The sequence below is a fragment of the Streptomyces sp. NPDC041191 genome, from assembly GCF_055591945.1.
The window spans coordinates 93,080-110,888 of record NZ_JBVIZC010000014.1 but is presented as its reverse complement, the minus strand read 5'-3'; the positions used below and the strand labels follow the sequence as shown (position 1 = coordinate 110,888).

Genomic DNA, 17,809 nt, shown 5'->3' with positions numbered 1-17,809 from the left:
GTTCGGGGGCGTGCTCATGAACCCTCCTGACGGTTCGCCGTGATCTCTCTGTCGGACCGGCGCCTACCCGCGTCCGGAACGGTCACTCGCCTCCGTGGTCCGGCCGCGCGCCGCCGCCCTCCGGCCGCTCGGGTGCCACTCGACGAGCAGGATGGTGGCGTCGTCGCGGAAGTTGTGCTCCTGGTGCTGCCGCAGCCCCTGGACCAGGCGCCGGAGGGCTTCGGGGGCGGGCGCGCCCGCCGCGGTGGCGCGGATGACGGTGTCGGCCAGCCGTTCCTCGCCGTAGAGGTCGCCTTCGGGCGAGCGGGCCTCGGTGACGCCGTCGCTGTAGAGGAGGACCCGGTCGCCCGGCTGGAGGCGCTCGGTGTGTTCGGTGGGCGGCGATCCGGCGAGGAACCCCCATCCGAGCGGCAGATCGGGCTCCCGGGCCAGCACGTGCGGGAGCACCCTGCCGCCGCGGATCAGCAGGGGCGGGGGGTGTCCGCAGTTGATCCAGGTCAGCCGGCCGTCGGAGGTGTCCAGGTGGGCGACGACGGCGGTCATCAGCCGGTCGGTGAACCACTGGTCGAGGATGCGGTCGATCGAGGTGACGATGTCGGTCAGCGAACCGCCGGAGCGCCGGGTCGCGCGGCAGGCGGCGAGCCCGGCCGCGCTGGCGCCGCCCGAGGCCAGGTCGTGGCCCATGGAGTCGATGACGGTCAGGTGCAGACCGCGGTCGTCCAGGATGTGGTCGAAGGTGTCGCCCCCGATGTCGTACGCGGGTTCCAGGACCGCCGAGGAGGTCACGTCCGCCGTGCCGATGGTCCGGGGCGGCAGGAAGGCCCACAGCAGCTCGGCCTGCACCGTCATCGGCCGCGAGCGTTCCGCCTCGACCACCAGGTCGCTGTGGGAGGACTTCGACCTCACGAGCAGGGCGGCCAGCCCGGCGAGCGCCTCGCCGCGCACGAGGAGGGTGTCGTCGAGGGCGGGCGCGGTCACCATCAGGACGCCGAGGCGTTCGACCCCGTCGATCATCGGGAGCCAGGCGGTGCCGCCGTCGCGCGACCGCTGCGCCTGCTGTATGCGGTAGGCCAGGCCGGCGAGGGACGCGTCGACGTCGAGCGCCGACCGCCCCGGGGCGTCGGACTGGGGCAGGGCGATCAGCCGGATCTGCTGAAGGTCCGTCACGTACAGGGCCGTCCCCCGGAACCCCAGGCGCCGGCCCGCCTCCTGGACGAGGTCCGCGAGGTCCCGTCCCACCCGCAGGCGGGAGCGGACCAGCAGATCGGTCAGGGCATCCTCGTACATCGACACGCGGCCTCCGCGGCTCTCCTCCGGCGTCCTGCGGCGGCGTGGAGCGGCCGTCCTCCCCCGGGCGGCCCCGGGGTGGCTCCCAGGCTACGCAGGCCCCCCGGTGATCGCACTCCTCACCGGCGGGACCACGGGCGTGTCGCCCCCGCCGCCGTACCCGTTCTTCCCGGACGCTCGTGCCCGCCTCCCGGCAGGCGTCCGCCAGGGGCCGGAGCCGGACCCGGCGGCGGGACGGCCCTCCTCGTGGAACGTCTTCCCGCCGAGCCGGAACGGAGAACGGCGCGCACCCTGGAAAAGGCAACTCGGAGCGGATGGGATGCCGACCTGCGGGAAAGAGGTCGCCATGACTGAGGACGTGAGACCCGACCAGGATCGGCGGACACGGAGGAACGAGACGCCCGAGGAGCGCGCCGACCGGCGCTGGACCGAACTGATCCAGGAGATCAGGGTCGCCCAGACCGGCGTGCAGATCCTCCTGGGTTTCCTGCTCACGGTGGTGTTCACACCGCACTTCCAGGAGCTGGAGCAGACCGACAGGACGATCTACATCATCACCGTCGTGCTCGGCTCGCTGGCCACCGGCGCCCTCATCGGCCCCGTGGCCTTCCACCGCATCGTGTCGGGACGGCGCATCAAACCGCAGGCGGTCGTCTGGGCGTCCCGGCTCACGTTCCTCGGCCTCGTCCTGCTCCTGGCGACCCTGACCTTCGCGCTCTTCCTGATCCTGCGCGTGGCCACGCACGACGGCTACGTCCCGTGGCTGGTGTCCGGGGTCCTCGCCTGGTACCTGATCTGCTGGTTCGGCCTGCCGCTGTGGGCACGGATCCGCTACACGAACGGGAACGACGACCCGGCCGACGGAACGTCCTGAGGAAACGTTCCTTCGTGGGCGTGCGCGCCGGGCGGCCGGCCGGCCGCCCGGCGTTTCCCCCGTCCGGACCGGAGGAGGACCGCGATCGGGTGGTTGTGCGGACCACCGTGTCATGGAGCGGGAAGCCCGGGTCAGGGATACGCGCATGAGTACTTCTCCGCGACATCGACTGCGCGGCACGGCCGTCGCCGGCCTCGCCGCTTCCTGTGCCCTCCTCCTCGCCGCCTGCGGTTCCGGGCAGGAGGAGACCACGACCACCTCCGGCCGCGTCGCGCCGTCCCCGACCACCACCACCGGTGCGAGCGCGTCGGCGTCGGCGTCCGCCTCCCCCTCCGCGTCCGCCTCGCCGCGGCTCACCGACGACCAGGCGGAGCGCCGGCGGATCGTACCGGCCACGAAGATCACCTGGGACAAGGCGACGCAGACCGCCGTGGCCGCCGTCACCCGGGGGAAGCTGGTCGAGAACGAGCTCGACTGGGCGCCGCCGAACGCCGGTGCTTCGGCGAGCGCGAGCATGTCGGCCGGGGCGAGCGCCTCCCCGAGCACGAGCACGTCGGCCGGTGCGAGCCCCTCGCAGAGCGCGGGCGCGCGGACCCCGGCGTGGCACGCCAGTGTCGCCGCGCCGGACGGCACCCTCCACGACATCTGGGTCGACGGCGTCAACGGCAGGATCATCAGCGACAAGCCGGACAAGGACCAGGACGCCGAGGACAAGAGCAAGCTGGTCGCCCTGCTGAAGAAGACCACCGTCACGCCGCAGCAGGCCGTCCAGACGGCCACCAAGGACAAGAAGGGCACCGTCACGGCCGTGGAGCTGGACGACGACGCCTGGTCGGTGGACGTCGTCGACACCAAGACGTGGTACAAGACCACGTACGAGGTGTCCTTGACCGAGCAGAAGGTCCTCCGTCAGGAAGTCGACCGCGACTGACCGCCTTCCGTTCCTCCCGCCCGTTCCCGCCCGTTCCGTCCCGCCCGGCCGGAACGGGCGGTCCCGTCCGCCCCTCCGCACGGATCCCGCACGGAGGGGCTTCCGCCGGTACGGCTCCCCCGGGCGTGGTGGACGGCCCCGGGCCGGAGGGGCCCCGACGCGTACGGCCCGGTCCGCCGGCGGTTCCCGAACGGGCGTCCGCTCCTCCAGACTGCGGGCATGGAATTCTTCTGTCACCACCGTGACCGCCCCGGCTCCGAGGAGCTGCGCTTCGAACTGCTGGAGCGGCACTGGTCCTTCATGGACGCGTACGCGGCGGAGATGATCGCCCGGGGCCCGACCCTCACCGACGACCGCGGGACGCCCACGGGCAGCGTGCACATCGTGGACCTGCCCGACGCCGCCGCCGCCCGCGCGTTCGCCTTCGAGGAGCCCGGCTACCAGGCCGGCGTCTACCGGGACGTCATGGTGCGCCGGTGGCGCGACCTGCTGGGCCGGACCATGTGGGACTTCCCCGGAGGCCGTGACGGCGACGACCGCTACCTGGTGCTCGGCCTCGGAGCGGGAGAGCCGGTCGACCTCTCCGTGCCGCGCGACAAGGACGAGTTGATCGCGTACGGGCCGCTGCTGTCCGACGACGGCGCCGCGTGGCTGGGCACGGCGGCGCTGCTCCGGGCGCCGGACCCGGATGCGGCGGGCAGCGTTCTCACCCGGGACCGGTACGCCGATGTGGAGGTGCACGCCTGGCAGTTCGGTGGCCGGCCGTCCTGATCCCGCAGCGGGCGGTCGCCCCGCGAGAGGCGGTCGCCCCGGACCGTTCCGGCTCCGCGCACGCGCCTGGCCCCTTCCCGTGGGGAGCCGGGAAGGGGGGCGCGGGTCCGCCGGTTCGGGGGGACGGACGGACCCGGGGGACGGTCCCTTCGGAGGCGGGCGCGGGGACCGCGTGCCGTCACCCTGCCACCGGCACCCGGGTGCGCGCCAGAGGTGTGCACGGAAGAGCCCCGGGCATATGCCGCCCCGAACGGGCGGGTCCGGTCCCTAGGGAGTGGGGGGTCCGTCCCGGTCCTCACTCCTCCCGTGGCAGCAGGGGTCCGAGAGGGCCGAGGTCGAGGTTGAGGTCCTGGAGGGTGTAGCCGTGTTCGGCGCAGAGGTCGGACAGGGCGTCGTGCAGGGCCATGAGGGTCGCGCCCAGCTCCTCCTCCTGCTCCTCGGTGAGGTCGCCGGCGTCGACGCGCCGCAGCGCCTGCCGCTCGATGAGCTGGCGCAGGAGCTCCACGAGGGTGAGGACCAGTTTGAGCAGGTCCTCCTCCACCGTCTCGCGGTCGGCCCGGAGCCTGCGGGCGGGGCGCGCCGGACCGTCTGCCGGGGCGGGCGGCGCCCGCAGGAGGCGGAAGGCGTCTCCCAGGGTGTCCCCGACCTCGCGCAGCGGCGGGACGGCCTCCCGCGCGGGGCGGGCCTCCCGTTCGCCGGGGGGCGGGGCCTCCTCGCTCACGTCCGCTCCCGGTCGAACGGTCCCAGGGGGTCCGACGCGGAGTCGACGGAGACGACCAGGGCGCGGAGCGAGACGCGGACGAGGTCGATGCCGGCGATCGACAGCACGATGTCGCCGGAGAGGACCACTCCCCCGGCGAGCAGCCGGTCCAGCAGGTCGACCAGGGCCACCTGGCGGGCGGGCAGCGGCCCGGTGGGCCGGGCGACGGTCACGGGGGCCTCCCGCCCGGGGCCGGGCCCGGCTCCGCCGGCCCGGGGGACTCGGGGAGGCCGGACGGACCGGGAGGTTCGGCAGGACCGGACGGATCGGGGGGCTCGGCAGGACCGGACGGACCGGGAGGTTCGGCAGGACCGGACGGACCGGGGAGCCCTGACGGTTCGGGGAGCCCGCCCGGATCGGACGGCATGGCGAAGGAGTAGGGGGCCCACGGCCCGGTCACCTCGACGCGTACGCCGTCGAGGTCCCCCGCCACCGCCGTGAGGGCGGTGCGGAACTCTTCGGCCCGGTCGTGCGGGACGAGGTAGGCGTCGTTGAGGACGTTCTCCTCGGGGCCCGCCAGGGCTCCCCGCTGAGCGGGGTGGCGCACCCGGTGCGTGCTCAGCCGGGAGGCCAGGGCCTCGATCCGGCCGGCCGCCTCCTGGGCGTGCCGGTAACGGTCCTCCCGGGCGCCGTGCTGGGCCCGGCGGCGGCTCAGATAGGCCCTGCCGGGGCCGGGCGGGGCCGTTCCGTCCGCACCGGCGGCGTCGTGGTCCTCCGGGGGGCCGTCGGGGCCGACGTACAGCTTGACGCCGAACTCGGCGCGGTCGCGGAGCAGGGCGATCCGCCGGGCGAGGACGTGGTGCTGGGCCCCGAGGGCCCTGCGGGCCCTTTCGTCGTTCTGGTAGACGGTCGCCAGGCGCAGCGGGAGGACGGTGCCGTGGCGGCCGACGGTCTGGACGACCTCGTGGTGGGCGCGGGCGACGCCCTCCAGCCACTCCAGGTCCTCGAAGCGGTCCTTCAGCGTCCGCTCGTCGAACTCGTGCGGCGCGACCCGGCTGACGACGAACGCGAGGGCGTCCGGTCCGCCGGGAGCGGCGACGGCCGACGCGTCCGTTCCGTGCTCGCCGAGGAGGAACACGGGGGCCCCCGAGACCCCGTGGACGTCCCGGAGGGCCGCGCGCAGCCGCCGTGTGTCGGGGGTCGCGGCGTAGACGTAGGTGAGACCTCCACCGCCGTTCATGTCCCGCGCCTTCCGGGCGCTCCGCGGCCGGGCGGCGTCCCGTCGCGCGGCGCCCCCTCCTCCGCGACGGGCTCGCTCCGGGCCTCCCCCGCCGTGCCGAGGGTGTCCCGCCGCAGCGCCTCCAGCTCCGCGCGGAGGCGTCGGTTCTCCTCCGCCAGCGGACCGCCGGTGTGCTTCGACGAGAGGGAGGGGTCGTGCTCCCACCAGTCGATGCCCATCTCCTTCGCCTTGTCCACGGAGGCGACCAGGATGCGCAGTTTGATCGTCAGCAGTTCGATGTCGAGCAGGTTGATGCGGATGTCCCCGGCGATGACGATGCCCTTGTCGAGCACCCGCTCCAGGATGTCCGCGAGGCTGGCGGAGGAGCTCGGCCCGTACGGCACCGGCGCCGCCCGGGAGGGAACGGACCCGAACCGGTCGGGCAGGGGATCAGACACGACGGCGGCCTCGCTTTCCGGCCGTGTTCCCGGTCATGGCGCCCCCCGCCGGTGGGCCTCGATCTCCTCCAGCCGGTCGAGCAGCTCGTCCTCGCGCCGGTCGAAGGTCTCGGGGTCGATCTCGCCCCGCACGAGCCCGCCCTCCAGCTCCCGGAGCTCCCGCCGTACGGGGGCCGGGTCGTAGTACTCCGCCTCCGCCTCCTCCGCGACTTTCCGGGCGACCCAGACGGCGCCGCGCACCGGGGCGACGGGCAGTGTCAGCAGCTGTGTCAGCAGTCCCATCCTCTTCGCTCTCCTTCCGGGGTCCGCGCTCCGGGGAAATCCGTCACCGGACGAAGCTGTACGGCGGCAGGGGGCCGGTCAGCCGGAAATCCACCCCTTCTCCGAGCCACCGGGCGAGATCCGACCGTGCGGCGAGGAACTCCTCCTTCCGGTCGTCGGGGACCAGGAGCGAGAGGTTGAGGAAGTCGTCGCCGGACGCCGGCCGGAGGCTGTGCTCCCGGGCGTACGGGACGAGCGCGTCGACCAGCCCGGCCGCGAGCGCGTCCTGCCGCTCCCGCACCCGCGCGGCGACCAGTTGTCCGAGGGCCGGCGGGAGCTGGGGGTCCGGGTCCCCGGCGCGGATCCGCTCGTCGAGTTCCCGGGCCTCGGGGGTGTCCCGCAGGATCTCCCGCAGCAGCCCCTCCTCGCTCCGGGTCGCCCTCACGTGGTACTCGGCGCAGCCTTCGAGCCGGTCCAGGTCGGCGAGGTAGCCGTCGGCGTTCTCGCGGAGGACCCGTCCGACCGTCTCCTCGTCGGGGGCGGTGTAGCCGAACTGCAGGGGCAGGACGGGGCCGTCCGCCATGAGGCGTTCCTGCACCTCCTGGTGGATCAGCAGGTCGCGCCGTTTGGGCCGGATCTCCTCGGAGACATCGCTGACCACGGCGCACAGCGGCCCGGCCGCCACGGCGCGCACGGGGGACGGTTCGGCGCCGACGCCGGAGAGGTCCGTGACGGGGAGGGGGCGGTCCTTCGCCGTGACGGCGTAGACGTAGAGGGCCATCTCGGTCACTCCTTCTCACGGCGCGCCGGGCGCCGGGCGGGGGGCTTCCGGCGGCGGGGGGCGGGTTCCTCCTCGTACGCCTCCTCCTCGTACGGCTCCTCACCGGCCTCCTCGTCCCGGCGGGACCTCCCGGTCAGGGACTCGGTCACCGCGTCGACCGCCCCGCTGAGGGCGCCCTTGGACTTGCCGTGGGCCCCGCCCTCCATCATGTCCCCGACGACCTCGGGGAGCTGGGCCGGAGCCTTGCGGCCGGATTCGAGGTCGAGCCTGTTGCAGGCTTCGGCGAAGCGCAGATAGGTGTCCACGCTGGCCACCACGATCCGGGCGTCGATCTTGAGGATCTCGATCCCCACCAGCGAGACGCGGACGAAGACGTCGATCACCAGGCCCCGGTCCAGTATGAGTTCCAGGACGTCGTAGAGACTGCCCGTGGAGCCCCTGCCCCCGGCTGCGCTGCCGCCCTGCGGCACCATGGTCATGGTGCCTCCCTTCGCGGCCGAACCGGTTTCAGAACGGCCGATCGATCATTCCGCGGTTGTAGCGACGGGTCCGTTCGAAGGAGATCAAGGCGCCTTCCTCGTCGAGCGAGACCTTGTAACTGGCCAGCACGCTGGTCGTGTCGGGGATGCGTTCCAGCTCCACCACCTCCACCTGCGCCTCCCATCCCGAGTCGGTGGGCCTGAGCGAGGAGACGGATTCGGGCGGTCTGCCGAGCAGCTTCGCCAGCTGGGCGGCGGCCGAACTCATCGCCGAGCCCGCGTCGACGGGTTTCGCCCGGTCCGGCGCGGGCCGGCGGCGGGCGGGAGCCCGTCCCCGCCGCTCGGCGTCGGCGTGGGGGGCGGCTCGTCGGGGGCGGTCCGGGTCTGCTGAGGCCATGGGGCACTCCCAGAGAACGTCCAGCCGGTTGTGGCTAGAATTTCATGGTATAGGGACATATGCCATGCCCGGGAGAGCAGGCTCGTTCCCCACCGCCCGCGCGGGGCGTTCTTCACCGGCGTGCGTGCCGATGTGCGACCCGATACGGAAGGTTCCGTACGGGCGACGGCGAGGCCACGGGCGCCCGATGAAGGGACGGAGACCATGGAGGACACGTCCAAGATCACTCTGGCCGCCGCGGTGGTCGGGGGTTACGTATTGGGGCGTACGAAGAAGGGCCGTCTCGCGTTCACCGCGGCGACCTACCTGGCGGGCCGGCGCTTCGGCCTCGAACCCCGGCAGCTCCTGACGGAGGGTCTGACCAGGCTCAAGGACGTACCGCAGGTCGCGGAGATGGGTGACCAGCTCAGGGGCGAGGCCCTGACCGCAGGCCGCCGGGCTCTCAGGGCGGCGGCCGACCGCAAGCTCGCCGATCTCGCGGACACGCTCCACGAGCGAACCCTGGCGCTCGGTGACCGCGACGATGGGGAGGAGGAACCGTACGAGGACGAGGACGAGTACGAGGACAAGGACGGGGAGGAGGACGAGGACGGCACGTACGAGCCCGAGGAGCCCGACGAGGACGAGGAGAACGACGAGGACGAGGAGGACGAGGAGGACCCGGACGCCCGGGAGGAGGAGCCCGGGGAACCCGAAGAGCCCGGACCGGGGAACGGAACCCCGGAGCCGCGCAGGTCCTCGCGCGCCCCGGGCCGCGCCCGGGACGGAGGAGCCCCGGGGACCCGTCCGCGCGGGGCGCCCGCGGCACGAGGGAGGAAGGCCCCGTCAAGGAGCCCGGCCGCCTCCGCCGGGAAGGCGTCCGCGAAGGGCACCGGGGCGGAGAAGGGGCCCGCGACGGGCCGGGCGCCCGCGAAGAAGGCCGCTCCCGTCAAGAAGGCCGCTCCCGTCAAGAAGGCCGCTCCCGCGAAGAAGACCGCCGGTGCCCCGCCGGCGAAGAAGACGGCCGCGAAGAAGACCGCGGCGAAGAAGACGGCGGCACGCGGGACGGCGGCCGCCAGGACCGGCGCGGGGAAGCCCGCGGCGAAGAAGAGCACGGCCCGCGAGCCGGCGGCCGGGAAGACCGCCGCGAAGAAGACGGCCGCGCGCAGGCCGTCGGCGCGGAGGTAGGCCATGGCACGCGACGACCGCACCCGGCCCACGGAGGCCGGTTCCGGACTGGACAAGCTGCTCGGGGAGGTGGGCGGCTACGTCTCCGCCCGGACCGGGCAGCTGGCGGAGAAGGCCACGGACAGGCTCGGGGACCTCACCGGACAGCTGCAGGACGTGGCCGACAACGGTGGCAGCCTCGCGGACATCGGCGGGCGCATGCTCCAGGGGGACTCGCCCGTCAAGGCGATGGTGGGCCACTCGCTCGGCGGTCTGAAGGACAAGGTCGCCGACACCGCGTCCGGCCTGTTCGGCAAGGACGGGGGCAAGGGCAAACGCAAGAGCGGAACGCAGAAGATCACCAGCATCGTCGAGACGGTGGACGTGGGTGCTCCGCTCCGCAGGGTCTACGACCACTGGTGCCAGTACGAGGACTTCAGCGGTTTCACGAAGGGCGTCCGCGACGTGTCGCGGGGCGACGAGACGACCAGCGACTGGAAGGTCAAGGTGGGTCCCTCCACCCGCGGCTGGAAGGCGACGGTCCAGGAACAGGTCCCCGACGAGCACATCGTCTGGACCTCCGAGGGCGCCAAGGGTTCGACCCGGGGCTGCGTCAGCTTCCACGCGCTGGGACCGTCCCTCACCCGGGTCCTGGTCACCGTGGAGTACTACCCCTCCGGGTTCTTCGAGAAGACGGGCAACCTCTGGCGCGCCCAGGGTCGCCGCCTCCGGCTCGACCTGAAGCACTTCCGCCGGCACGTCACCCTCACCGACGACGAGCCGGAGGGCTGGCGCGGCGAGATCCGCGACGGCGAAGTGGTCCGTACGCACGAGGAGGCCCTGGAGGAGGAGCAGGAGGCGGACGGAGCCGGCCGGGAGGAGGACGACGGGGAAGAGGGGCGGGACCCCGACGAGGAGACCGAGGAGACCGAGGAGGGCGAGGAGGCCGAGGAGTACGGGGACGAGCCCGAGGAGGACGAGGACGAGGCGTACGAGTACGAGTACGACGACGAGGACGAGCCCGCCGAGGAGGACGCGTACGACGACGAGGAGGACGGCTACGAGGAGGAGGACGAGGACGAGCCCGCCGGGCGGAGGCGGGGCGGGCGCTGAGCCCCGTACGGGCTCCGCGCGTCCCCGGCCCGTCCGGCGCCGGAGAAACCGGAGAAACCGGAGAAACCGGAGAAACCGGAGCGCCGCGCCCTGGCTGGAAGGGCGCGGCGGGTCGTGGCCGGATGTCGGCGTGCTCCGTGAGCCGGTGGGGAGAGCCGTTCCGGGCCGCCGTCCCGTACGGGCGGGGCCGCCGTACGGGACGGCGGCCCCGCCCGTGACGCGGAGGGGTCAGACCGTGGTGGGGAAGCGGTCCCAGACGCGGTGCTTGGCCAGGAGCGGGGTCAGTCCCGACAGGACCGCCTCACCGCCGTCCGCGAGCACCACACCGGGGGCGCCGGTGGGCACCGAGGCCGCTTCGAGGACGGCCTCCGCGCCCGCCCAGCCGCCGATGGCCTTGGCGTGCCGGAACGCCTCGGAGACGAGGAGCGCCAGGCGCGGGTCCACGGACGCCCCGCCCTGTCCGGGCTCGCCGGCCTTGGCGTCCCGGGCTCCCAGGGAGTCGGCGCCGGGGGCGGGGGTGCCCACGACGACGACGGCGTCGAACTCGACCGAGCGCGCGGTGGCGAAGGTGCGCTGGACGGTGATCGGGTCGGCGTCGCCGCCGATCTCCCCGCCGGCGGGCGCGATGACCAGCGGGACCATGCCCGCGTCCAGCACCGCCCGGCGCAGGGCGCGCACGCCGTCGGCGTCGGTGGAACCGTCGGAGACGATGCCGATGATCCGTCCGTCGGTCGGCCACTCCCCGCCGACCTGCGAGAGGGCGGGGCTGGGCCGGACGTCCGGAGCCGGTTCGGTGGCCGCGGGGACGGACATGCCGAGGCCGGCGGCGACCTGGGCGCACAGCTCGGAGTCGATGTTGGCGAGGGCCTGGAGCTGGCGCTCCTTGATGGCGTTGTCCCAGCACTTGCCAAGTTCGAAGGTGTAGGCGGCGATGATGTGCTCGCGCTCCACCGGGCTCATGCTCAGCCAGAACAGCCGGGCCTGGCTGAAGTGGTCCCCGAAGGAGGCGGGCGCCTCGCGGACCTTGCGCCCGGCCGGGACCTCGACCGGCACCTCGACGAAGGCGCCGGTGTCCGCGCCCGCGAAGAACGGGCAGCCGCCGTCCAGGGAGTTCGGCTTGTAGGGCGCGACGCCGGTGTGCACGGCCTGCTGGTGGAAGCCGTCGCGGAGCATGTCGTTGACCGGGGCGTGCGGCCGGTTGATCGGGATCTGGTTGAAGTTGGGGCCGGCCAGCCGGGTGATCTGGGTGTCCAGGTACGAGAAGAGGCGCCCGGCCAGCAGCGGGTCGTCGGTGACGTCGATGCCGGGCACCAGGTGGCCGACGTGGAAGGCCACCTGCTCGGTCTCGGCGAAGAAGTTGGAGGGGTTGCGGTTGAGGGTGAGCAGGCCGATCGGCTGGACCGGGGCGAGTTCCTCGGGGACGATCTTCGTCGCGTCGAGCAGGTCGATGCCCTCGAAGGTCTGGTCGGGGGTGTCGGGGAAGGTCTGGATGCCCAGCTCCCACTGCGGGTACGCGCCCGCCTCGATGGCGTCGGCGAGGTCACGGCGGTGGAAGTCGGGGTCCACGCCGCCCGCGATCTGCGCCTCCTCCCAGACCTGGGAGTGCACGCCCAGCTTGGGCTTCCAGTGGAACTTCACCAGCGTCGTGGCGCCCTCGGCGTTGACGAGGCGGAAGGTGTGGACGCCGAAGCCCTCCATCATCCGGTAGGAGCGGGGGATGCCCCGGTCGGACATGTTCCACAGCGCGTGGTGCTGGGCCTCGGTGTGGAGCGACACGAAGTCCCAGAAGGTGTCGTGGGCGCTCTGGGCCTGCGGGATCTCCCGGTCGGGGTGGGGCTTGCCCGCGTGGATGACGTCGGGGAACTTGACGGCGTCCTGGATGAAGAAGACCGGGATGTTGTTCCCGACGAGGTCGAAGACGCCTTCCTCGGTGTAGAACTTCGTCGCGAACCCGCGGGTGTCCCGGACCGTGTCGGCCGAGCCGCGCGAACCGAGCACGGTCGAGAACCGGACGAACACGGGGGTCTCGGCCTCGGGAGCGAGGAACGCCGCCTTCGTCACGCCCGTCGCCGTGCCGTACGACTGGAAGACGCCGTGCGCCCCGGCGCCGCGGGCGTGGACCACGCGCTCCGGAATGCGCTCGTGGTCGAAGTGCATGATCTTCTCGCGCAGGTGGTGGTCCTGGAGGAGGACCGGCCCGCGCGGGCCCGCCTTGAGCGAGTGGTCGGTGTCGTACAGACGGGTGCCCTGCGCGGTGGTCAGATAGGCCCCGCTCTGCGCCACCCGCGCCTGCTCCGCACCGGTGGGCTGGCCGGTGGGGCTCACCGTCTCCGGACCGGTCTGGTCGGGCTTGGGCGGCAGGGGCTCCTGCGGAGTGGTGGGCTCCTCCAGGGACGCCGACGCCGGGGAGGGAGCACCGGGGACGCCCTCCGGGGGCCCGTCCTGCCTGAGCGGTTCGGTCAGCTTCTTCACGGCTGCTTTGAGGGGGTTCTCGTGGGACATCGTTCCTCCGTGGTCGGGCGGGGACTCCGTAGCCATGACCGGTCGCGGGAGCGCCGTAACGCATGCGCCCCCGATCTCCGTCCAACGGCACAGCGTCGGCGTGTCGGCGTTCCGTCCGGTCGTGGCGGCGCGGACGCGCCCGCGGGCCGGACGGTCGGCGGGACCGGCGGGTGCGGGCGTCCGGGACGTTTCCGTCGCCCGCGGCGGGGGCCGCGGGCGACGGAGCGGTACGTACGGGCCGCTCGCTCCACCCGCCTGCCCCTTCGTCCGCGCCCCACACCTGCCGAGTCGATCTCGGAGGCGAACGGGCGACACCCACGGGTGCGGGAACCGGAGGGTGGCGGTCCGCCCGTGCCCGCCCCGTGGACCGCCGTCGCCCGAGCCTTTCCGGCGGCCCGTGCTTCCGTCCCCGGCCGCTGCCTGTTTCCGGTGGGCCCGGCGGCTCCGTCGCGTCCGCCACGCCCCCGGGGCCGGCCGGGAGCCGCACGCCCCCACCGGCGCGAGCCGGCCGGCGGGCGCCGCTCCCGGGTCGCGTCCCGGACAGGGCCGTCGGGCCGCACACCGGATTCACCGCGCCACGGACCCTTCCCCGGTCACCGCGTCCGTGGCGAGCCGTTCGGGCCGACGGGCGGCGGCCCTCCTCCCCTTATGCTTCTACATGGATGTAGACAAGGGGTGGCGCGGCCCGAAGCGCCGTTCCCCGCACGTGACATGAAGGAGTGAACGCCCGATGGTGTTCAAGCGTCTGCTCGGCTCGCTCGGCGTAGGAGGCCCCTCGGTGGACACCGTGCTCGACCCGGGCGCGGTAACCCCGGGCGGCACCCTCGGCGGGCAGGTCCACCTCCGGGGCGGCGAGGCCGACTTCACGGTCGAGCACCTCACCCTGGAGCTGGTGGCCCGCGTCGAGGCGGAACACGACGACGGCGAGTCGGAGGGCACGGTCGTCTTCCACCGGCACGTCGTCGGCGGGAACTTCCGCCTGACGGAGCACGAACGGCTCAGCGTGCCCTTCTCCTTCGCGCTGCCGTGGGAGACGCCGGTCACCGAGCTGTACGGGCAGGGCCTGGGCATCACCCTGGGGGTGCGGACCGAACTCGGGGTCGCCGGGGCGCGGGACAAGGGCGACCTGGACCCGCTCGCGGTCCGCCCCCTGCCCGCGCAGGAGGCGGTCCTGGAGGCGTTCGGCCAACTGGGCTTCGGTTTCAAGTCGGCGGACCTGGAGCTGGGCCGCATCGACGGGACCGGCCAGCGGCTTCCGTTCTACCAGGAGATCGAGATCGTCCCGGCCCCCGGGTACGCGCACCGGGTCGGCGAGATCGAGCTGACGTTCCTGGCCGGTCCGGCCGGCCTGGAGGTCGTCCTGGAGGCCGACAAGCGCGGAGGCGCCTTCTCCGGGAGCCACGACGTGCTCACCCGTTTCACCGTGAGCCATCACGACGTCGAACGGACCGACTGGAACGCCCGGGTGGAGGAGTGGATCGACCGGCTCCTCGACCACCACGCCGCATACCGCCACCAGGACGCGTACGGAGAGGGCGGGGCGTTCTTCGGCCGGGGCCCGCACGACGACCACGCCCACAAGGGCGGGCACGGCGGCCACCGCCGCACGGGTCCCGGCGCGGGCACCGCGATCGCGGCCGGCGCGGCCGGACTCGCCGTCGGCGTGGCCGGCGGCATGATCGCCGCCGAAGTCGTGGACGAGGTGGGCGACTTCTTCGAGGACGAAGACGAGGACGAGGGCGAGGGCGAGAACGAGGGCGGGAGCGACGAAGGGGCCGACGAGGAGTGATCCCCCCCTCCCGGCCGGGAGCGGCGCCGGGAGCGCCGGGGCCCTCCCCCGGCGCTCCCACCCGCGTCGCGGCCGGCCCCGGCGTACGCGTCCGACCCGCACCCGCCCCGTACGGCGAACCCCCCGGCTCCGGGGCGCCTGCCCGCCCCCCGCATCACAGAAGAGGACACGCCCTCATGTTCGGCATCAGTGAAATCGCCATCCTTCTCATCGTCGTCATTCTTCTCCTCGGCGCCAAGAAGCTTCCCGGGCTCGCCCGCTCCCTGGGCACGTCGGCACGGATCCTCAAGAGCGAGGCGGCCGCGATGAAGTCCGAACCGGCGCGGCCGTCCACGGCCGACGGTCCCCGCGTCGTCACGGGTGTCGTGGTCCGGCCCGCGCCGGGCGACACCACCCGCCCCCCGGCGGGGGATCCCGGCACCGGTACCGGCACCGCCTCCCGGACCTGAGCGGGCCGGCGTCCGGCTCCGGTGCCGCGCGGGGCGCCGACCGGTCGTGCGGGCGGGGGGACGAGAAGGGGAAACGGCGACCTGTTTCTGGTATGGACCTGACAAAACAATGCCGCTAGCGTGGCGCCGACGCTCCCTGAGAGCGCTCTCACGCGTTCGACTCCCCCTCACCAGGAGGCTTCGTGAAACGCACCACCTCCCTGGGCGCCGCCTTCGCGGCCCTGTTGCTGACACTCGGTCTCGGCGCCGCCCACGCCGGGACCGCGAACGCCGCCCCGCTCCCCGAACCGGCCCCGGCCTCCCCCTCGGCCTCGGCCGGCCTTCTCGACGCCCTGCGGCGGGACCTCGGCCTGACTCCCTCGCGGGCCGAGGAGCGGTTGCGCGCCGAGAAGACCGCCACGGCCGTGGAGAAGGCCGCCCGGCGGGCCGCGGGGGACGCGTACGGAGGGTCGTGGTTCGAGCCCGCGACGGGACGCCTCGTCGTCGCCCTCACCGACCGCGCCCGGGAGGCCGGGGTGCGCGCCCTCGGCGCCGACACCCGGGTCGTCCGCCACGGCGCCGCCGCCCTCGACCGCGCCAAGTCCCGCCTGGACGCGCTCCCCGCCCCGGCGGGCGTGGCCGGCTGGCACGTCGACCCGAGGAGCAACAGCGTCGTCGTCACGGTCGTGCGCGCCGAGAAGGACGCGCCCGCCGTGCGCGCCTTCGTCGCGCGGGCCCGCGCCGGCGGACCGGTCACCGTCGCCGAGGCGCCCGCCGCGCCCCGTACGTACGCGGCGGGCACCGTCGGCGGCGACCCGTACTACACCGGCAACGTGCGCTGTTCGATCGGCTTCTCCGTGCACGGCGGATTCGTGACGGCCGGACACTGCGGTCAGGCCGGAGCGGCGGTGCGCGGCTGGGACGGCTCCGCCATGGGCACCTTCCAGGGCTCCTCGTTCCCGGGCAACGACTACGCGTACGTGAGCATCCACAGCGGATGGTGGACCGTCCCGGTCGTCCTCGGCTGGGGCACCGTCCCGGACCGGCTGGTGCGCGGCTCCGCCGAGGCGCCCGTCGGTTCGTCCGTCTGCCGCTCGGGCTCCACGACCAAGTGGCACTGCGGCACGGTCCTGGCCAAGAACGAGACGGTCAACTACAGCCAGGGCGCCGTCCAGCAGATGACGAAGACCAGCGTCTGCGCGGAGGGCGGCGACTCCGGCGGCGCGTTCATCAGCGGCGACCAGGCCCAGGGCGTCACCTCCGGCGGCTGGGGCAACTGCTCCGGCGGCGGCGAGACCTGGTTCCAGCCGGTCAACGAGATCCTGGGCCGTTACGGGCTGACCCTGCACACCGCCTGATCCCGGGCACCGTCCTGCGCGCGGCTTCCGGTCGCGCGCGCCGTCCGGCGGGGTGCCGGCGCGCGACCGCTCGCGGCGGCCGCGCGTCGGCGCCCCGCGCCCGGCGGTGGGGTCCCGGTGCCGCCCGGTATCCTGGAGGCGCGACCGTCCCCGGGCCGCCGCGCGGCGGTGGGGCCCGCCGTACCCGAACCGCGAGGCACGCCGTCGCCGACGGTCCCCGCGCGTGACCCGTCCCGTCCGCGCCCGCGTGCGGGAGACCACGCGTAGGGAGAGACATGCGTTCCGACGAACCCCCGCGGGCCGCGGCGTCCGGGCCGGCCCGCCCCGGCGACGGGCCGGAGGACGTCCGCCGGCCCCGGGAGCCGCGCCGATCGCGCCACGGCGTCCTCGCGGCCGTCGCGGCGGGCGGCGCGCTCGGTTCCCTGGCCCGTTTCGAGGCGTCCCGGCTGTGGCCCACGGCCCCCGACGCCTTCCCCTGGACGACCCTGACGGTGAACGCCGTCGGCTGCCTCCTGCTCGGCGTCCTCCTCGTCGCCGTCACGGAGGTCTTCGCCGCCCACCCCCTGCTGCGCCCGTTCCTCGGAACCGGGGTGCTGGGCGGGTTCACCACCTTCTCCACGTACTGCGCGGACATCGGCCGCCTCCTGGGCGACGGCCGCGCCCCCGTCGCGCTCGCCTACCTCGTGGCGACCGTCGTCGCCGCGGCGGCGGCGGTCGGCGCCGGCGTGTTCGGCGCGCGCCGCCTCCTGGCGGACCGGAGCGCGTCATGACCCTCCGTACGCACGCGCCGGTGCGCCCGGCCTCCGGCACCGGCTCCCCGGCGGGCCCCCGGTGAACGACCTCCTCCTCGTGGCCGCCGGCGGCGCCGCCGGCGCGTCCCTGCGCCACCTGACCGACCGCGCCGTCCAGGCCCGCCTCGGCACCGCCTTCCCCTGGGGCACCCTCACCGTCAACGTCGTGGGGTCCCTGCTCCTCGGCCTCCTCACGGGCGCCGTCCTGTCCGGCGCGGCCGGGCACACCGCGCGGCTCCTCCTGGGAACCGGGCTGTGCGGCGCGCTGACGACGTACTCGACGTTCTCCTACGAGACGCTGCGGCTGGCCGAGACCGGGGCGAAGCTCCTCGCCGCGGCCAACGTCGTCGCCTCCGTGGTCGCCGGGGTCGGCGCCGTGCTCGCCGGGCTCGCCGCCGCCCGGGTCCTGTTCCCCTGAACCGGGAGCGACCCGCTCGCCCCCCCGGGCCCTGATCGTGATCCCCTGCCCCACCACGCACCTCCGCACAGCGCCGCGGCTTGACCTGTTTTGCGACGTCTCCTCC

20 protein-coding genes are annotated in these 17,809 nt (G+C 74.1%); 10 read left to right on the top strand and 10 right to left on the bottom strand.

The genetic code is table 11. The features are described 5' to 3' along the window. Positions 1–63: 63 nt before the first annotated feature. The gene (locus tag ACZ6AQ_RS26020; protein WP_468762909.1) at positions 64–1,287 is read right to left on the bottom strand and encodes a PP2C family protein-serine/threonine phosphatase; all 1,224 of its coding nucleotides are present in this window, start codon (positions 1,285–1,287) and stop codon (positions 64–66) included. 346 nt (positions 1,288–1,633) lie between these two features. Between ACZ6AQ_RS26020 and ACZ6AQ_RS26015 the strand changes: the two genes are divergently transcribed. From ACZ6AQ_RS26015 to ACZ6AQ_RS26005, 3 genes are all read left to right on the top strand, one after another. After that, complete coding sequence (locus ACZ6AQ_RS26015) at positions 1,634–2,161, top strand: DUF6328 family protein (RefSeq protein ID WP_468762828.1); 528 nt, start codon at positions 1,634–1,636, stop codon at positions 2,159–2,161. A gap of 145 nt (positions 2,162–2,306) precedes the next feature. Continuing rightward, the gene (locus ACZ6AQ_RS26010; RefSeq protein ID WP_468762826.1) at positions 2,307–3,092 is read left to right on the top strand and encodes a PepSY domain-containing protein; all 786 of its coding nucleotides are present in this window, start codon (positions 2,307–2,309) and stop codon (positions 3,090–3,092) included. A gap of 219 nt (positions 3,093–3,311) precedes the next feature. Then, entirely contained in the window at positions 3,312–3,863 is a 552-nt protein-coding gene (locus tag ACZ6AQ_RS26005; protein WP_468762824.1) for a YciI family protein, read from the top strand. A 295-nt stretch (positions 3,864–4,158) separates the two neighbouring features. On the opposite strand, the gene ACZ6AQ_RS26000 is transcribed toward ACZ6AQ_RS26005, so the two are convergent. From ACZ6AQ_RS26000 to ACZ6AQ_RS25965, 8 genes are read right to left on the bottom strand one after another with little or no spacing between them, the layout of a single operon-like run. Continuing rightward, positions 4,159–4,584 (bottom strand): gas vesicle protein K, encoded by a 426-nt coding sequence (locus tag ACZ6AQ_RS26000; RefSeq protein WP_468762823.1) that lies wholly within the window; start codon positions 4,582–4,584, stop codon positions 4,159–4,161. After that, positions 4,581–4,796 (bottom strand): gas vesicle protein, encoded by a 216-nt coding sequence (locus ACZ6AQ_RS25995; RefSeq protein WP_468762821.1) that lies wholly within the window; start codon positions 4,794–4,796, stop codon positions 4,581–4,583. The genes ACZ6AQ_RS26000 and ACZ6AQ_RS25995 overlap by 4 nt, the downstream gene beginning before the upstream one ends. Beyond that, complete coding sequence (locus ACZ6AQ_RS25990; RefSeq protein ID WP_468762819.1) at positions 4,793–5,803, bottom strand: GvpL/GvpF family gas vesicle protein; 1,011 nt, start codon at positions 5,801–5,803, stop codon at positions 4,793–4,795. The genes ACZ6AQ_RS25995 and ACZ6AQ_RS25990 overlap by 4 nt, the downstream gene beginning before the upstream one ends. Further along, entirely contained in the window at positions 5,800–6,240 is a 441-nt protein-coding gene (locus ACZ6AQ_RS25985; RefSeq protein WP_468762817.1) for a gas vesicle protein, read from the bottom strand. Before ACZ6AQ_RS25985 ends, ACZ6AQ_RS25990 begins: the two co-directional genes overlap by 4 nt. 33 nt (positions 6,241–6,273) lie before the next feature. Next, a complete protein-coding gene (locus ACZ6AQ_RS25980) occupies positions 6,274–6,522 on the bottom strand; it encodes a gas vesicle protein GvpG (RefSeq protein WP_468762815.1) in 249 nt (82 codons plus the stop codon). 43 nt (positions 6,523–6,565) lie between these two features. Further along, positions 6,566–7,282, bottom strand: coding sequence for a GvpL/GvpF family gas vesicle protein (locus tag ACZ6AQ_RS25975; protein WP_468762813.1), 717 nt, complete (start codon positions 7,280–7,282; stop codon positions 6,566–6,568). Between the two features lie 5 nt (positions 7,283–7,287). Continuing rightward, the gene (locus ACZ6AQ_RS25970) at positions 7,288–7,761 is read right to left on the bottom strand and encodes a gas vesicle structural protein GvpA (RefSeq protein ID WP_468762811.1); all 474 of its coding nucleotides are present in this window, start codon (positions 7,759–7,761) and stop codon (positions 7,288–7,290) included. 28 nt (positions 7,762–7,789) lie between these two features. Further along, positions 7,790–8,158 carry a gas vesicle protein GvpO gene (locus ACZ6AQ_RS25965; protein WP_468762809.1) on the bottom strand — a complete coding sequence of 123 codons (369 nt, stop codon included), beginning with the start codon at positions 8,156–8,158 and terminating at the stop codon, positions 7,790–7,792. Between the two features lie 204 nt (positions 8,159–8,362). Between ACZ6AQ_RS25965 and ACZ6AQ_RS25960 the strand changes: the two genes are divergently transcribed. Both ACZ6AQ_RS25960 and ACZ6AQ_RS25955 read left to right on the top strand, forming a co-directional pair. Beyond that, on the top strand, positions 8,363–9,325 hold the full coding sequence (locus tag ACZ6AQ_RS25960) for a histone protein (protein WP_468762807.1): 963 nt from the start codon (positions 8,363–8,365) through the stop codon (positions 9,323–9,325). Between the two features lie 3 nt (positions 9,326–9,328). Beyond that, positions 9,329–10,417: an SRPBCC family protein gene (locus tag ACZ6AQ_RS25955; RefSeq protein WP_468762805.1), complete on the top strand. Its 1,089-nt coding sequence runs from the start codon at positions 9,329–9,331 to the stop codon at positions 10,415–10,417. A gap of 228 nt (positions 10,418–10,645) precedes the next feature. Here ACZ6AQ_RS25955 and ACZ6AQ_RS25950 read toward each other — a convergent pair whose 3' ends face one another. Further along, entirely contained in the window at positions 10,646–12,919 is a 2,274-nt protein-coding gene (locus tag ACZ6AQ_RS25950) for a catalase (RefSeq protein ID WP_468762803.1), read from the bottom strand. Positions 12,920–13,649: 730 nt separating this feature from the next. On the opposite strand from ACZ6AQ_RS25950, the gene ACZ6AQ_RS25945 reads away from it, so the two are divergent. The 5 genes from ACZ6AQ_RS25945 (at position 13,650) to crcB (ending at position 17,703) form a co-directional block, all read left to right on the top strand. Then, positions 13,650–14,708, top strand: a complete 1,059-nt coding sequence (locus ACZ6AQ_RS25945; protein WP_468762801.1) for a sporulation protein — start codon at positions 13,650–13,652, stop codon at positions 14,706–14,708. A gap of 176 nt (positions 14,709–14,884) precedes the next feature. Then, positions 14,885–15,157, top strand: coding sequence for a twin-arginine translocase TatA/TatE family subunit (locus tag ACZ6AQ_RS25940; protein WP_468762799.1), 273 nt, complete (start codon positions 14,885–14,887; stop codon positions 15,155–15,157). 182 nt (positions 15,158–15,339) lie between these two features. Next, the gene (locus tag ACZ6AQ_RS25935; RefSeq protein WP_468762797.1) at positions 15,340–16,494 is read left to right on the top strand and encodes a S1 family peptidase; all 1,155 of its coding nucleotides are present in this window, start codon (positions 15,340–15,342) and stop codon (positions 16,492–16,494) included. 275 nt (positions 16,495–16,769) lie between these two features. Continuing rightward, complete coding sequence (locus ACZ6AQ_RS25930) at positions 16,770–17,264, top strand: fluoride efflux transporter FluC (protein WP_468762795.1); 495 nt, start codon at positions 16,770–16,772, stop codon at positions 17,262–17,264. A gap of 61 nt (positions 17,265–17,325) precedes the next feature. Next, on the top strand, positions 17,326–17,703 hold the full coding sequence (gene crcB, locus ACZ6AQ_RS25925; protein ID WP_468762793.1) for a fluoride efflux transporter CrcB: 378 nt from the start codon (positions 17,326–17,328) through the stop codon (positions 17,701–17,703). Positions 17,704–17,809 lie beyond the last annotated feature (106 nt).

Bases quoted from the DNA above. Each gene is read 5' to 3' on its own strand.
- ACZ6AQ_RS26020 (WP_468762909.1), bottom strand. From the start codon at position 1,287: ATGTACGAGGATGCCCTGACCGATCTGCTGGTCCGCTCCCGCCTGCGG.
- ACZ6AQ_RS26015 (WP_468762828.1), top strand. From the start codon at position 1,634: ATGACTGAGGACGTGAGACCCGACCAGGATCGGCGGACACGGAGGAAC.
- ACZ6AQ_RS26010 (WP_468762826.1), top strand. From the start codon at position 2,307: ATGAGTACTTCTCCGCGACATCGACTGCGCGGCACGGCCGTCGCCGGC.
- ACZ6AQ_RS26005 (WP_468762824.1), top strand. From the start codon at position 3,312: ATGGAATTCTTCTGTCACCACCGTGACCGCCCCGGCTCCGAGGAGCTG.
- ACZ6AQ_RS25990 (WP_468762819.1), bottom strand. From the start codon at position 5,803: ATGAACGGCGGTGGAGGTCTCACCTACGTCTACGCCGCGACCCCCGAC.
- ACZ6AQ_RS25980 (WP_468762815.1), bottom strand. From the start codon at position 6,522: ATGGGACTGCTGACACAGCTGCTGACACTGCCCGTCGCCCCGGTGCGC.
- ACZ6AQ_RS25975 (WP_468762813.1), bottom strand. From the start codon at position 7,282: ATGGCCCTCTACGTCTACGCCGTCACGGCGAAGGACCGCCCCCTCCCC.
- ACZ6AQ_RS25970 (WP_468762811.1), bottom strand. From the start codon at position 7,761: ATGACCATGGTGCCGCAGGGCGGCAGCGCAGCCGGGGGCAGGGGCTCC.
- ACZ6AQ_RS25965 (WP_468762809.1), bottom strand. From the start codon at position 8,158: ATGGCCTCAGCAGACCCGGACCGCCCCCGACGAGCCGCCCCCCACGCC.
- ACZ6AQ_RS25960 (WP_468762807.1), top strand. From the start codon at position 8,363: ATGGAGGACACGTCCAAGATCACTCTGGCCGCCGCGGTGGTCGGGGGT.
- ACZ6AQ_RS25955 (WP_468762805.1), top strand. From the start codon at position 9,329: ATGGCACGCGACGACCGCACCCGGCCCACGGAGGCCGGTTCCGGACTG.
- ACZ6AQ_RS25950 (WP_468762803.1), bottom strand. From the start codon at position 12,919: ATGTCCCACGAGAACCCCCTCAAAGCAGCCGTGAAGAAGCTGACCGAA.
- ACZ6AQ_RS25945 (WP_468762801.1), top strand. From the start codon at position 13,650: ATGGTGTTCAAGCGTCTGCTCGGCTCGCTCGGCGTAGGAGGCCCCTCG.
- ACZ6AQ_RS25940 (WP_468762799.1), top strand. From the start codon at position 14,885: ATGTTCGGCATCAGTGAAATCGCCATCCTTCTCATCGTCGTCATTCTT.
- ACZ6AQ_RS25930 (WP_468762795.1), top strand. From the start codon at position 16,770: ATGCGTTCCGACGAACCCCCGCGGGCCGCGGCGTCCGGGCCGGCCCGC.